Below are 14,012 nucleotides of genomic sequence, written 5' to 3' on the forward strand. Positions count from 1 at the left end.
TGTAGCAGCGGCGCAAGCCGCGTCCGCGAGCACCTCGCTCCCCATCCAATCGGAGATTCCCCATGGCCCTGGCCAAACGCATCATCCCCTGCCTGGACGTGGACAACGGCCGAGTGGTCAAGGGCGTCAAGTTCGAGAACATCCGCGACGCCGGCGATCCGGTCGAGATCGCCCGGCGCTACGACGAGCAGGGCGCCGACGAGATCACCTTCCTGGACATCACCGCCAGTGTCGATGGCCGTGACACCACCCTGCACACCGTCGAGCGCATGGCCAGCCAGGTCTTCATTCCCCTGACCGTGGGCGGCGGCGTGCGCACGGTGGCGGATATCCGCAACCTGCTCAATGCCGGTGCGGACAAGGTTTCGATCAACACGGCTGCGGTGTTCAACCCTGAGTTCGTCGGCGAGGCAGCTTCGCGCTTCGGCTCCCAGTGCATCGTGGTGGCCATCGATGCGAAGAAGGTCTCGGGGCCCGGCGAAGAGCCACGCTGGGAGATCTTCACCCACGGTGGGCGCAAGCCTACCGGCCTGGACGCCGTGCAATGGGCGCAGAAGATGGAAGGCCTGGGCGCGGGTGAGATCCTGCTGACCAGCATGGACCAGGACGGCATGAAGAACGGCTTCGACCTGGGCGTGACCCGCGCCATCAGCGACGCGTTGGGCATTCCGGTGATCGCTTCCGGCGGGGTGGGCAACCTGCAGCACCTGGCCGATGGCGTTATCCAGGGCGGCGCGAGCGCGGTGCTCGCCGCCAGTATCTTCCACTTCGGCGAGTACACCGTGCCTGAAGCCAAGGCGTTCATGGCCAAGCAAGGCATCGTGGTCCGCTGACCCTGTAGCAGCGGCGCAAGCCGCGTCAGGCGTCACCGCGTTGCGCCAGGTTCACCGCACGCACCGCCGACGCGGCTCGCGCCGCTGCTACAAGGAATCTGTCGTTGCGGTAACCGCGTCCGGCATCCCGGTAATGACGATTGCCGTTTCGGTAACCGTGTCCGGCGTCCGGGTAATGACGATCGCCGTTGCGGTAACCGCGTCCGGCGTCCGGGTAATGACGATCGCCTTCACGGCAACCGCGTCCGGCGTCCGGGTAATGATGGTCACCGTTTCGGCAACCGCGTTCGGCATCACCGCGACCCTGTAGCAGCGGCGCGAGCCGCATCGGCGGGCAGCGCGGTGGGACGGCTAATCGCGTCGGCGTTTGACGGGGCTTGCGCCGCTGCTACAGGGGTAAGGAGTTTGTATGTACCATGGCGAACGAATGAACGCCTGGACCCATTTGGCAGGGGCTGTGCTGGCGGCGGTCGGTGCTGTCTGGCTGCTGCTGGTGGCAGCGTTTCAAGGTGATCCCTGGAAGATCGTCAGCGTGTGCATCTATGGCAGCACGCTGATCCTGCTCTACAGCGTTTCCACGATCTACCACAGCGTGCGCGGGCGCGGCAAAGCGCTCATGCAGAAGCTCGATCACCTGTCGATCTACCTGCTGATCGCCGGCAGCTACACGCCGTTCTGTCTGGTCACCCTGCGCGGGCCGTGGGGCTGGAGCCTGTTCGGTGTGGTCTGGGGGCTGGCGGTGCTGGGCATGTTGCAAGAGATCAAGCCGCGCTCCGAGGCCCGCGTACTGTCTATCGTGATCTACGCGGTAATGGGCTGGATCGTGCTGGTCGCGATCGGGCCGCTGCTGCGCCTGCTGGGCCCCGCCGGATTCGCCTGGCTGGCCGCGGGCGGCGCGCTGTACACCGTGGGCATCATCTTCTTTGCACTGGACAAGCGCCTGCGCCATGCCCACGGGATCTGGCACCTGTTCGTGATCGCGGGCAGCGTGCTGCACTTCATCGCGATCTTTTTCTACGTCATCTGAACCCTAGAAATCACCCCATAGCTGCTGCGCCACCGCCAGGGCAACCACCGGCGCGGTTTCGGTGCGCAATACGCGCGGGCCGAGGCGGGCAGCGTGAAAGCCGCCAGCCTTGGCCTGCTCCACTTCGGCATCGCTCAAACCGCCTTCAGGGCCGATCAGGAACGCCAGGCTGGCAGGCTTGGTGTGGCTGAGCAGCGGCTCTGCAACGGGATGCAGCACCAGCTTGAGCTCGGCGTGGCTGGCAGTGACCCAATCGGCCAGAGCCTGCGGCGCATGAATGACCGGCACGCTGGAACGGCCGCACTGCTCGCACGCGCTGACCGCCACCTGGCGCCAGTGGGCCATGCGCTTGTCGGCGCGCTCGTCCTTGAGGCGCACCTCGCAGCGCTCGCTCACCAGGGGGGTGATTTCACTCACGCCCAGTTCGGTAGCTTTCTGGATCGCCCAGTCCATCCGTTCGCCACGGGACAGGCCCTGACCCAGATGGATGGCCAGCGGCGAATCGGGCTGGCCGGCAAACTGTTCGTCGAGGGTGACGCTGACGCGTTTCTTGCCCACTTCCAGCAAGGTGCCGAGGTATTCCTGACCGCTGCCGTCGAACAGCTGCACCTTGTCGCCGGCGGCCATGCGCAGCACGCGGCCGATGTAGTGGGCCTGGGCTTCGGGAAGTTCGTGTTCGCCCAGGGCGAGCGGGGCGTCGATGAAAAAGCGGGACAGTCGCATGGGGGTGTCTCTGGTGATTTTTTGGTGTTTATTCGGGCCTCTTCGCGGCCACTGGCCGCTCCTACGGTTGCAGGGTGTGCCCTTGTAGGAGCGGTCAGTGGCCGCGAAAGCACTGGTACAGGCGACGTCCTACTCAACCCGGATCGCGAAACCCGGGGTGGAAATCTTCGGCGACCTGCACGCTCACGCTGCTGCGCGTGGCGATATCGATCCCCTCGCTGGCCACCTCGGCCAGGAAGTCGATCTGCTCGGGCGTGATCACATAGGGCGGCAGGAAATACACCACACTGCCCAGCGGCCGCAGCAACGCGCCACGTTCGAGTGCATGGTTGAATACTTTCAATCCGCGCCGCTCCTGCCAGGGGTAGGCGGTCTTGCTGGCCTTGTCCTGGACCATTTCGATGGCCAGGACCATGCCGGTCTGGCGCACTTCGGCCACGTGGGCATGATCGACGAGGTGCGCCGTGGCGCTGGCCATGCGCTCGGCCAGGGCGCGGTTGTTCTCGATGACGTTGTCCTGCTCGAAGATGTCCAGTGTCGCCAGCGCCGCGGCACAGGCCAGCGGATTGCCGGTGTAGCTGTGCGAATGCAGGAAAGCGCGCAGGGTCGGGTAGTCGTCGTAGAAAGCGCTGTAGACGTCATCGGTCGTCACACAGGCGGCCAGCGGCAGGTAGCCCCCGGTCAGCGCCTTGGACAGGCACAGGAAATCCGGACGGATGCCGGCCTGTTCGCAGGCGAACATCGTTCCGGTACGGCCAAAGCCCACCGCGATTTCGTCGTGGATCAGGTGCACGCCGTAGCGGTCGCACGCCTCGCGCAACAGCTTGAGGTACACCGGGTGATACATGCGCATGCCGCCAGCGCCCTGGATCAACGGTTCGATGATCACCGCAGCAATACTTTCATGGTGCTCGGCCAGGGTGTGCTCCATGGCCTGGAACAGCGTGCGCGAATGCGCCTCCCAACTCACCCCTTCGGGCCGCAGGTAGCAGTCCGGGCTCGGCACTTTCAGGGTGTCGAGCAGCAGCGGCTTGTAGGTTTCGGTGAACAACGGCACGTCACCGACCGACATCGCCGCAATGGTTTCGCCGTGATAGCTGTTGGTCAGCGTGACGAAGCGCTGCTTGTTCGGCTGGCCGCGGTTGACCCAGTAATGAAAGCTCATCTTCAGCGCGACTTCGATGCACGATGAGCCATTGTCGGCGTAGAAGCAGCGGGTCAGCCCCTCGGGCGTCATCTTGACCAGCCGCTCGGACAGCTCGATCACCGGCTGATGACTGAAGCCGGCCAGGATCACGTGTTCCAGCTGATCGACCTGATCCTTGATGCGCTGATTGATGCGCGGGTTGGCGTGCCCGAACACATTGACCCACCAGGAGCTGACCGCGTCCAGGTAACGCTTGCCCTCGAAGTCTTCAAGCCATACGCCTTCACCGCGCTTGATCGGGATCAGCGGCAGCCGCTCGTGGTCTTTCATCTGGGTACAGGGATGCCACAAGACCTCGAGGTCGCGCTTCATCCACTGATCGTTGAGTCCCATCTTTTTCTCCCGCGGCAACACGCTTGGCAAACAGTCGCGCAAGCCTATGCAATGAGGCCTCGGCTCACAACCCAAACATGCTCGATGGCGGCGCTGGCGGGCAGTATGGCGCTGGCGTATGCTGCGCGGCACTTTGCCATTGCCGGGGCATGATCCGGCCATATCGCTTGCTCTGCCGGAGTTCTCTGCATGTCTGCTGGTTGGTTGCGCGCTTGGGCGCTGATAGTGGTGGGGCTGTTCAGCGCGCAGGCGTTGGGCAATGACAAGGCACAGACGGCGATCGTCGTCGGCGGCGGTCTGGCGGGGCTTACAGCCGCCTACGAGCTGCAGGCAAAGGGCTGGCAGGTGACCTTGCTCGAGGCGCGCCCCAGCCTTGGCGGCCGCTCGGGCCTGGCCACCAGCGAGTGGATCGGCGGCAGCAAGATCCAGCCGGTGCTCAACGGCTATGTGAACACCTTCAAGCTGGCCACCCAGCCGGCGCCGGAATTCGTCCGCAACCCCGGCTACCTGATCGACGGCGAATACTTCACCGCCGCCGACCTGGCCACCAAGCAGCCGGCCACTGCCGAGGCGCTCAAGCGCTACGAGAAAACCCTGGATGACCTGGCCCGCTCGGTCAAGGACCCGGAAAATCCCGGCGCGACCAGCACCTTGTTCGCTCTGGACCAGATCAACGTGTCCAACTGGCTGGACCGCCTGCAACTGCCCGCCACGGCACGGCAGCTTATCAATCAGAAAATTCGTACGCGCTATGACGAACCATCGCGTCTGTCGCTGCTGTATTTCGCCCAGCAAAGCCGCGTCTACCAAGACATCGACGATCGCGATCTGCGCGCTTCACGCTTGATTGGCGGCAGCCCCGTGCTGGCTCAGGCCTTCGTCAAACAGATCAAGACCATCAAGACCGATTCGCCGGTCTCGGCCATCAGTCAGGACAAGGACGGCGTGACCGTCAAGGTCGGCGCGGTGGGTTACCAGGCCAGTTACGTGGTGCTGGCCATCCCCTTGCGTGCGCTGGGCAAGATTGCCTTCACCCCGGCGCTGGACAATCGTCAATTGGCCGCGATCAAAGGCACCAACTACGGTTGGCGCGACCAGTTGCTGCTCAAGTTCAAGACGCCGGTGTGGGACAGCAAGGCGCGCATGTCCGGCGAGATCTACAGCAACACCGGTCTGGGCATGTTGTGGATCGAGCCAGCGTTGAAAGGCGGCGCCAACGTGGTGATCAACCTGTCCGGTGACAACGCTCGCCTGCTGCAGGCCTTCGGCGACAAGCAGATGGTCGACCAGGTGTTGATCCGCCTGCACGCGTTCTATCCTCAGGCACGCGGTGCCTTCACCGGCTATGAAATCCGTCGCTACAGTGTCGATCCTTCCTACGGTGGTGCTTACCTGGCCTACGGGCCGGGACAGATCAGCAAGTTCTGGAAGGTCTGGGAAAAGCCGCAGCAGCGCATCGCTTTCGCCGGTGAGCATACCGATTCGCTGTACCCAGGCACGCTGGAAGGTGCCCTGCGCAGTGGCCAGCACGCCGCTGGCCAGGTTGTGGACCTGGCAGCGGGTAAATCCTTCGAGCCGGTCAAAGTGGTTCCGCCAGTGGCCGTGCCGGCGAAGGCCGTGGACAGCAAGCCTGGGTTCTTCTCCAAATGGTTTGGCGGGGGCGAGACGCCGGTGGCCAAGCCGGTCGAGCCAGCACCTGCACCTGCACCTGCACCTGCACCTGCACCTGCACCAGTACCTGCGCCAGCGCCAACGCCCGCCCCGGTGCCTGTGGTGGTGCCCGCGCCAGCGCCGATCAAGGCCGAGCCTGTGAAGAAGGCCGCACCGGTGAAAAAGGTCGACACCAAGAAACCGGAGACGAAGAAAGCCGAGGTGAAGAAGCCTGTGGCCAAGAAACCGGTCGAAACCAAGAAACCGGTCGAACCGAAAAACAAGACAGAAGCGAAAAAGCCTGCAGTACAGCCGTAGGTTTCACACCCTCGCCGTCGCCTTTCCCACAGGGCGGCGGCGAGCCTTCAACGTGCTATTGCTGCACCCTGGTCACCGACAGCACTGCGCTTAATACTGACTTAATCGACTTTATCGATATTTCAAAGCGAGATTTTCCGCTTTAATTCGATAGGTGAGTCAGTCATCTTGAGCGCAGTTCTTACAGGGTCCAGGCACATGCAGCTACGTAATTCCACTTCTCGCTATGGCTGGGTCAGCATCGTTCTGCACTGGGGCGTCGCGCTGACCGTGTTCGGGCTTTTCGCCCTGGGGCTGTGGATGGTTGGCCTGGGCTATTACGACCCATGGCGCAAGGCCGGCCCCGACCTGCACAAGAGCATCGGTCTGGTGCTGTTCTTCTTCATGTTGCTGCGCGTGGTCTGGCGCTTCATCAGCCCGCCGCCGCCCGCTACGCCCAATCAAGGCAAGCTCACCCGCACTGCGGCTCATCTGGGCCACCTGTTTCTCTATGTGGACCTGTTTTTGGTGATGAGCGCCGGTTACCTGATCTCGACGGCCGACGGCGTGGGGATTCCCGTGTTCGGACTGTTCGAGATTCCGGCATTGGTCAGTGGGTTGCCCGATCAGGCGGAAACCGCCGGTACCGTGCATTTCTACCTGGCCTGGGTATTGGTGATATTCGCCGTATTGCATGGCCTGGCCGCATTGAAACACCACTTCATCGATCGTGATGCAACCCTCATCCGTATGCTGGGTCGCAAAGCTTGACCGCTGTACCTATCAATTTTCCAGAGGAATGCTTTCTATGCTGAAAAAGACTCTTGCCGCACTCGCCATTGGCTCTGCCTTGTTCACCGCAGGCCAGGCCATGGCCGCCGACTACAAGATCGACAAGGAAGGCCAGCACGCTTTTGTCGACTTCAAGATCAGCCACCTGGGCTACAGCTTCATCACCGGTACCTTCAAGGACTTCGATGGCTCGTTCAGCTTCGATGCAGCCAAGCCTGAAGACTCGAAGATCGACGTGACCTTGAAGACCGCCAGCGTGTTCACCAACCACGCCGAACGCGACAAGCACATCAGCAGCAAGGACTTCCTGGACGTCGCCGCGTTTCCCGAGGCTACTTTCAAGTCCACCAGCGTCAAGCCGACCGGCAAAAGCGCCGACGGCAAGACCACTGCCGACGTGACCGGCGACCTGACCCTGCACGGCGTGACCAAGCCAGTCGTGATCAAGGCCACCTTCCTGGGTGAAGGCAAGGATCCATGGGGCGGCTACCGTGCCGGTTTCGAAGGCACCACGTCGATCAACCGCAAGGACTTCGCGCCCAAGTCGATGGACCTGGGTCCACAGTCGGACACCGTCGAGCTGTACTTCACGTTTGAAGGCGTGAAAGCGNGTGCTGAAACCTTCGCGGGCAGAGCCCGCTCCCACAGGGCGGCGGGCCTGCCTACCTCATGCTCAGCCTTCGCGGTTACGCGTCAGCAGCGCAGGCTTTTCACCCCGTGGCCGGCTTGGCAATTGCTCCAGCTGCTCGGCAGTCGGGAAACGATCGATCTTCGATTCCTTGTGCACGATCACCGGTTGGCTCGGGTTGCGCGAGTCAGCTACCACCGGTTCCTGGCGTGGTTGCTCGTCACGCGCCGGGCGGCGGTTGCGCGGATTGCTTTCGCGACGGGGCTGGCCGTCACGCGCGCCACCCCCGTTGCTGCGCGGGCCACGCTTGGCACCAGCGTTGTCACCGGTGCCAGCCGGACGCGCGGCGCCACCGCTGCGCGGCGCACCACCGGCAGGACGACCCTGGCGAGGCGCGGCTGCAGGCGCGGCAGCACCGGCCGGAGCCGAAGCGCCCGGACGACGACCGCGGCCCTGGTTCTTGCCCTGATAGGGGCTGACGTAATCCGCACGGTTGCCGAAATTGTCCACTTCGTCATCGAGGAATTCGTCCGGCGCACGGTTGGCGGAAACAGTCGATTCTACGGCCGGGCGCGCAGCTTGGGGCTGGCGTGGCTTCTGGTCACGGGGTTGGCGTTCAGAACGCGCCCCGGCGGGCTTTTCCTTGCCTTTGTCCTTCCCTTTGTCCTTGCGTCCACCACCGGCATTGCTGCTGCCGTCGCCGCGTGGCGCGCGAGCGCCGCGGGCATTGTTGGCCTGAGGGCGTTCACGCACCTCGGGTTTTTCCGCTTCCACGGTGCTGGCATCGAACCCCATCAGATCACCGTCCGGGATCTTCTGCTTGGTCATGCGCTCGATGCTCTTGAGCAGCTTCTCTTCGTCCGGCGCGACCAGCGAGATCGCTTCGCCACTGCGACCGGCACGGCCAGTACGGCCAATGCGGTGCACGTAGTCTTCGTCGACGTTGGGCAGCTCGAAGTTGACCACGTGGGGCAACTGGTCGATGTCCAGGCCACGGGCAGCGATGTCGGTGGCAACCATGATGCGTACGGCGCCGGCCTTGAAGTCGGCCAGGGCCTTGGTGCGTGCGTTCTGGCTCTTGTTGCCGTGGATGGCCACGGCGCTCAGGCCATGCTTCTCCAGGTACTCGGCCAGGCGGTTGGCGCCGTGCTTGGTACGGGTGAACACCAGCACCTGCTCCCATGCGCCCTGAGTGATCAGGTGCGCCAGCAGCGAGCGCTTGTGGCTCGAGGCCAGGCGATAGACGCGCTGCTCGATGCGCTCGACCGTGGTATTGGGCGGCGTGACTTCGATGCGCTCGGGGTTGTGCAGCAGCTTGCCGGCGAGGTCGGTGATGTCCTTGGAGAACGTCGCCGAGAACAGCAGGTTCTGACGCTTGGACGGCAGGCGCGAGAGCACTTTCTTGACGTCGTGCACGAAGCCCATGTCGAGCATGCGGTCGGCTTCGTCGAGCACGAGGATTTCAACGTGGGACAGATCGACACTGCCCTGGCCACACAGGTCGAGCAGACGACCGGGGCAAGCCACCAGCACGTCGACACCGCGGGACATGGCCTGAACCTGCGGGTTCATGCCGACACCGCCGAAGATACAGGCGCTGACGAATTTCAGGTCGCGAGCGTAGGTCTTGAAGCTGTCGTGAACCTGGGCGGCGAGCTCGCGCGTCGGGGTCAGGACCAGCACGCGCGGTTGGCGCGGGCCGTGACGTTGGGATTTGTCCGGGTGACCACCTGGGAACAGCCGTTCCAGAATCGGAAGGGCGAAACCGCCGGTCTTACCTGTACCTGTCTGAGCGGCAACCATCAGGTCGCGGCCTTGCAACACGGCGGGAATGGCCCGCTGTTGCACCGGTGTGGGCTGGGTGTAGCCCGCTGCCTCGATGGCGCGGACTAGAGCCTCGGAGAGACCGAGGGAAGCAAAGGACATGAGTAATCCTGTTCTAGTAGGGGCTTATGCCCGAGGGATAATCTTGCCTGGCGCGACGGGTGTGTGATGACACTGTCGCGTCCGGTCCTGCTGGGGTTGCAAAGGGGGCTTCACGAAGCGGTGCGCGGGCGCAAGCCCAGCTGGCAGGTGCTTCGAGAGGCCTTGGCAAGGCCGAGCGGCCGGACGTAAGCCTGGCACAAGGGCCGAGTATAACAGAGCAATCACATTGCGCTGCTTTCACGCTGCCCAGCGGTGCTTGCGGGCGGTTGCCGCAGTATCTGCGGCGCAGCGGAAGGTAGCGTTTTACCACTCATTGGCGCGTCGGCATAGCGTGCCAGCAACTGCGCGTAGGCTGGCTCCTGTTTGAACCGGCGCAGTTCCGCGGCGAAGCGCTGCACCAGCAGGTCCATCCCGGCGCCGCGGCGTACCGCCAGAAACTGCGGATTGCTGCCGATCTCCATGGGCAGGCGACTGACCCGCTGCTCCATGCCCAGACGCTTGACGGTGTATTCGCCCACCCGGCGGTCGGTGATCAGCAGGTCGATGCGTGCCTTGGCCAGCTTGCCGAAGTTGGCTTCCTGGCTGGGTCCGCTCTCGCGGATCACGCCAGGCGCCTGGGCGAACTCGTCACCGTAGTCGTACCCCGCCGTTATGCCCACGGTCAGCCCCTTGAGGTCGGCCATGCTCTGCACGGGGTGAGGGCGATCGTTGGCCTGGTAGAACACCCATTCCACCTCCGACAGCGGCTCCCTGGGATAGAACAGGCTGGCATCGCGCTCGTTGGTCTGGAAAATATCGAGGATGCCGTCGGCCTGGCCTTGATCGAGCATGGCCAGGCAGCGTTTCCACGGCAGGAATTGCCACTGCACTTGAATGCCCAGGCGCTCGAAGATCAGCGCCGTGATGTCGTAGTCGATTCCCTGCGCCTTACCGTTTTCCTCGAAGGCGTAGGGCGCCCATGAATCGGTGACGATGCGCAGCGTTTCGCCGTGGGCCTGCAGGCACCAGCAAAGGAGAAGCGCAGAGGGCAACGAGCGGAGGATGGCAACCATGGGCCGGAGATTACGACGGCTGGCTCCGCTTGAAAAGGTCTGCGCCGGGCTTTCAGGACTTTTGCCGGCTCGTCAGGTGCTGATAGATGGAGCTGCGGCGGCGGCCCAGCAGTAAACGAACGCCGGGATGCCCCAGCCACTGTTCCAGTTGCCGCGGCTGCAGCGGCGTGCGCATGCGCCGCTCGACGTTGTCCTGAGCCTTTTCCCACCAGACGGGCGCGCAGGCCTGATCGAACTCGTTGGCATGGGGATAGCAGCCATACAGCACTTCGCGCACAAACTGCCGCTGATGACCGGGCAGCAGCAGGGTCACGGCCTTGAACAGCAGGCGTTGCGCAGCGGGCGGACGCGGCAACTGGGCGGTGACCTGCCGGGTATCGTCCAGCGCAGCAGGATCGAGCGGCACGTTTTGGTGCTTGCGCAGCCACGCCATGACCTTGGCCCGGAACAGCTGCTTGCGGCTCCAGTAGTGGTGGATCAGGTCGGGGCATTCACGCAGGGCGTAGTGCCGGTAGGCGGCGATGCCCAGGCAGAACTCCTCCAGGATGTAGGCACCCTGGGCCCGCGGGTACAGGTCGTCCATCAGCTCGATCGAGCGCTCGAGCAGGCAGGCATCGTCGGCATGCAGGCCGATCACCCCGGAGTTGATCAGGGGCATCTGGTCATCGGCCAGGCCGCGCGCCTGCAGTTCTTCGCTCAATGCGCTGTACAGCACGCTTTCCCGGCAGTCGCCATAGCGGATACCGATCGCGTTGCACAGCAGGCTCCCCGGCGCGATGCGCTCGAACAGCGCCAGCGGCGATTGATGGAAGAAGGTATCGGTGTCGATCAGCAGAGCGACTTCGGATTCGCGCAGCACTTCGAGCAGCGCCATGTGCTTGATGCGGAAGTGGTAACCGTGCGGTTGCATCCACGCCTTGCGGGTGGCCGCGTCGAAATTGCGCACGCGTACCGGCAGGTCGCCGTAGGGCGCGGGGTCGTCGGTGAACACCTGGATATCGATGCGGTGACCGGGCGTTTCACGTAGACGCGCCAGGGCGCTGCAGATGCTGAAGATGGCTTCCCGGTGATAGGTGTCGGCACCGAACACGAGGTAGACCAGTTGCGGGCGAGAAGAGCGGGTTTGAGTGACCATGGACCTGATTCTGATGCTGATGAACGACGAAAAAAGGCCCCGGCAATGTGCCGAGGCCCTGTGGCCGCCTGAGAAGACTCAGCTGCTGAGTTTCAGATTGTTCCATACGGCCAGGCTGGGTTCTGCCTGGTTAAGGGTATAGAAGTGCAGGCCCGGTGCGCCGCCCTGCAACAAACGCTCACACATCTGCGTGATCACTTGCTCGCCGAACGCCTGGATGCTTTTCACGTCATCGCCGTAGGCTTCCAGCTGCTTGCGCACCCAGCGCGGGATTTCTGCGCCGCAGGCGTCGGAGAAACGCGCCAGCTTGCTGTAGTTGGTGATCGGCATGATGCCGGGCACGATCGGAATGTTCACGCCCAGCTTCTGCACACGCTCGACGAAGTAGAAGTAGCTGTCGGCGTTGAAGAAGTACTGAGTGATTGCGCTGCTGGCGCCGGCGTTGGCCTTGCGCGCGAAGTTGACCAGGTCATCTTCGAAATTGCGCGCCTGCGGATGCATCTCCGGGTAGGCCGCCACTTCGATGTGGAAGTGGTCGCCGGTTTCGGCGCGAATGAACTCGACCAGGTCGTTGGCATGGCGCAGCTCGCCACTGGACATGCCCATGCCCGAAGGCAGGTCGCCGCGCAGGGCAACGATGCGCTTGATGCCGGCCGCTTTGTACTGGTCGAGCAGACCACGCAGGTCCTGCTTGCTGTCGCCCACGCACGACAGGTGCGGAGCGGCGGGAACATTGACTTCGTTTTCCAGCTGCAGAACGGTGTTCAGCGTACGGTCGCGGGTAGAACCGCCGGCGCCGTAGGTGCAGGAAAAGAAATCGGGTTTGTAGGCAGCCAACTGGCGGGCAACGCCCATCAGCTTTTCATGCCCGGCATCGGTCTTGGTCGGAAAGAACTCGAAGCTTAAGGGACGATCTTGAGACATGGCAGTTTCTCGGTAAACCCATCGAGCGGGCCAGGGTTGGCTGGCCCGCCGTATCAACGGTGCAGAAGCTTAGTAGCGATAGGCTTCTGGCTTGAACGGACCTTCGACGGTGACGCCGATGTAGTCGGCCTGCTGCTGGGTCAGCTGGGTGACCACGCCGCCGAAGCCGCGGACCATTTCCAGGGCCACTTCCTCGTCGAGTTTCTTCGGCAGCACTTCGACGGTCAGGCGCGCAGCCTTGCCGTTGGCGTCCAAGTCGGCGTATTTCTGCTCGAACAGGAAGATCTGCGCCAGCACCTGGTTGGCGAACGAGCCGTCCATGATGCGGCTTGGGTGACCGGTGGCGTTGCCCAGGTTAACCAGACGGCCTTCGGCCAGCAGGATCAGGTAGTCGTCGTTCTGCGCGTCGAAACTGCCGGCACCGGTGCGGTGAATCTTGTGCACCTGTGGCTTCACCTCTTCCCATGCCCAGTTCTTGCGCATGAAAGCGGTGTCGATTTCGTTGTCGAAGTGCCCGATGTTGCAGACCACGGCACGCTTCTTCAGCGCCTTGAGCATGTTGGCATCGCAGACGTTGACGTTACCGGTGGTGGTGACGATCAGGTCGATCTTGCCCAGCAGTGCCTTGTCGATGCTCGCTTCGGTGCCGTCGTTGATGCCGTCGACGAATGGCGAAACCAGCTCGTAGCCATCCATGCAGGCCTGCATGGCGCAGATCGGGTCGACTTCGGAAACCTTGACGATCATGCCTTCCTGACGCAGCGACTGGGCCGAGCCCTTGCCCACGTCACCGTAGCCGATCACCAGCGCCTGCTTGCCCGACAGCAGGTGGTCGGTGCCGCGCTTGATGGCGTCGTTGAGGCTGTGACGGCAGCCGTACTTGTTGTCGTTCTTGCTCTTGGTCACCGAGTCGTTGACGTTGATGGCCGGGATCTTCAGTTCGCCCTTGGCCAGCATGTCCAGCAGGCGGTGTACGCCGGTGGTGGTTTCTTCGGTCACGCCGTGGACCTTGTCCAGCATGGCCGGGTATTTCTTGTGCAGGATTTCGGTCAGGTCGCCGCCGTCGTCCAGGATCATGTTGGCATCCCATGGCTGGCCGTCCTTGAGGATGGTCTGCTCGATGCACCACTCGTATTCTTCCTCGGTTTCACCTTTCCAGGCGAACACCGGGATACCGGCGGCAGCGATGGCTGCAGCGGCCTGATCCTGGGTGGAGAAAATGTTGCACGAGGACCAGCGCACTTCGGCACCCAGGGCGACCAGGGTCTCGATCAGCACGGCGGTCTGGATGGTCATGTGGATGCAACCCAGGATCTTCGCGCCCTGGAGCGGCAGCTGGCCGGCATATTTGCGGCGCAGGCCCATCAGCGCGGGCATTTCCGACTCGGCAATGATGGTTTCGCGACGGCCCCAGGCAGCCAGGGAGATGTCGGCGACTTTGAAATCGGAAAAACCAGCAGGCGTAAGTACAGCGCTCATTAAGAG

13 protein-coding genes are annotated in these 14,012 nt (G+C 63.3%); 6 read left to right on the forward strand and 7 right to left on the reverse strand.

The window, feature by feature from the left end; translation table 11 throughout:
• The first annotated feature begins 62 nt into the window (after positions 1 to 62).
• From hisF to trhA, 3 genes are all read left to right on the forward strand, one after another.
• On the forward strand, positions 63 to 833 hold the full coding sequence (gene hisF / locus IFT44_RS11430) for an imidazole glycerol phosphate synthase subunit HisF (RefSeq protein ID WP_043191638.1): 771 nt from the start codon (positions 63 to 65) through the stop codon (positions 831 to 833).
• A 40-nt stretch (positions 834 to 873) separates the two neighbouring features.
• Positions 874 to 1,143, forward strand: coding sequence for a hypothetical protein (locus IFT44_RS11435; RefSeq protein WP_192102804.1), 270 nt, complete (start codon positions 874 to 876; stop codon positions 1,141 to 1,143).
• 99 nt (positions 1,144 to 1,242) lie between these two features.
• The gene (gene trhA / locus IFT44_RS11440; protein WP_122480563.1) at positions 1,243 to 1,860 is read left to right on the forward strand and encodes a PAQR family membrane homeostasis protein TrhA; all 618 of its coding nucleotides are present in this window, start codon (positions 1,243 to 1,245) and stop codon (positions 1,858 to 1,860) included.
• Between the two features lie 3 nt (positions 1,861 to 1,863).
• On the opposite strand, the gene IFT44_RS11445 is transcribed toward trhA, so the two are convergent.
• Both IFT44_RS11445 and IFT44_RS11450 read right to left on the reverse strand, forming a co-directional pair.
• The gene (locus IFT44_RS11445) at positions 1,864 to 2,583 is read right to left on the reverse strand and encodes a 16S rRNA (uracil(1498)-N(3))-methyltransferase (protein WP_192175926.1); all 720 of its coding nucleotides are present in this window, start codon (positions 2,581 to 2,583) and stop codon (positions 1,864 to 1,866) included.
• A gap of 133 nt (positions 2,584 to 2,716) precedes the next feature.
• Positions 2,717 to 4,123, reverse strand: a complete 1,407-nt coding sequence (locus tag IFT44_RS11450) for an adenosylmethionine--8-amino-7-oxononanoate transaminase (protein WP_185794880.1) — start codon at positions 4,121 to 4,123, stop codon at positions 2,717 to 2,719.
• A gap of 189 nt (positions 4,124 to 4,312) precedes the next feature.
• Between IFT44_RS11450 and IFT44_RS11455 the strand changes: the two genes are divergently transcribed.
• The 3 genes from IFT44_RS11455 to IFT44_RS11465 form a co-directional block, all read left to right on the forward strand.
• A complete protein-coding gene (locus IFT44_RS11455; protein ID WP_192175927.1) occupies positions 4,313 to 6,091 on the forward strand; it encodes an FAD-dependent oxidoreductase in 1,779 nt (592 codons plus the stop codon).
• A gap of 198 nt (positions 6,092 to 6,289) precedes the next feature.
• On the forward strand, positions 6,290 to 6,841 hold the full coding sequence (locus tag IFT44_RS11460; protein WP_122480559.1) for a cytochrome b: 552 nt from the start codon (positions 6,290 to 6,292) through the stop codon (positions 6,839 to 6,841).
• 37 nt (positions 6,842 to 6,878) lie between these two features.
• On the forward strand, positions 6,879 to 7,472 hold a 594-nt coding region (locus IFT44_RS11465), incomplete at its 3' end, for a YceI family protein (protein WP_192176006.1).
• 63 nt (positions 7,473 to 7,535) lie between these two features.
• On the opposite strand, the gene IFT44_RS11470 is transcribed toward IFT44_RS11465, so the two are convergent.
• The 5 genes from IFT44_RS11470 to ahcY all read right to left on the reverse strand — a co-directional run bounded on the left by IFT44_RS11470 (position 7,536) and on the right by ahcY (position 14,006).
• Positions 7,536 to 9,416, reverse strand: coding sequence for a DEAD/DEAH box helicase (locus tag IFT44_RS11470; protein WP_122480557.1), 1,881 nt, complete (start codon positions 9,414 to 9,416; stop codon positions 7,536 to 7,538).
• A gap of 221 nt (positions 9,417 to 9,637) precedes the next feature.
• Positions 9,638 to 10,468 carry a substrate-binding periplasmic protein gene (locus IFT44_RS11475; protein ID WP_192058915.1) on the reverse strand — a complete coding sequence of 277 codons (831 nt, stop codon included), beginning with the start codon at positions 10,466 to 10,468 and terminating at the stop codon, positions 9,638 to 9,640.
• A gap of 52 nt (positions 10,469 to 10,520) precedes the next feature.
• A complete protein-coding gene (locus IFT44_RS11480; protein WP_192137531.1) occupies positions 10,521 to 11,603 on the reverse strand; it encodes a hypothetical protein in 1,083 nt (360 codons plus the stop codon).
• A gap of 78 nt (positions 11,604 to 11,681) precedes the next feature.
• Positions 11,682 to 12,527 carry a methylenetetrahydrofolate reductase [NAD(P)H] gene (gene metF / locus IFT44_RS11485; protein ID WP_122480554.1) on the reverse strand — a complete coding sequence of 282 codons (846 nt, stop codon included), beginning with the start codon at positions 12,525 to 12,527 and terminating at the stop codon, positions 11,682 to 11,684.
• Between the two features lie 69 nt (positions 12,528 to 12,596).
• Positions 12,597 to 14,006 carry an adenosylhomocysteinase gene (ahcY, locus tag IFT44_RS11490; RefSeq protein WP_192058916.1) on the reverse strand — a complete coding sequence of 470 codons (1,410 nt, stop codon included), beginning with the start codon at positions 14,004 to 14,006 and terminating at the stop codon, positions 12,597 to 12,599.
• Between the last annotated feature and the right edge of the window lie 6 nt (positions 14,007 to 14,012).

The sequence above is a fragment of the Pseudomonas sp. CFBP 13710 genome, assembly GCF_014842235.1.
Lineage (GTDB): Bacteria > Pseudomonadota > Gammaproteobacteria > Pseudomonadales > Pseudomonadaceae > Aquipseudomonas > Aquipseudomonas baltica.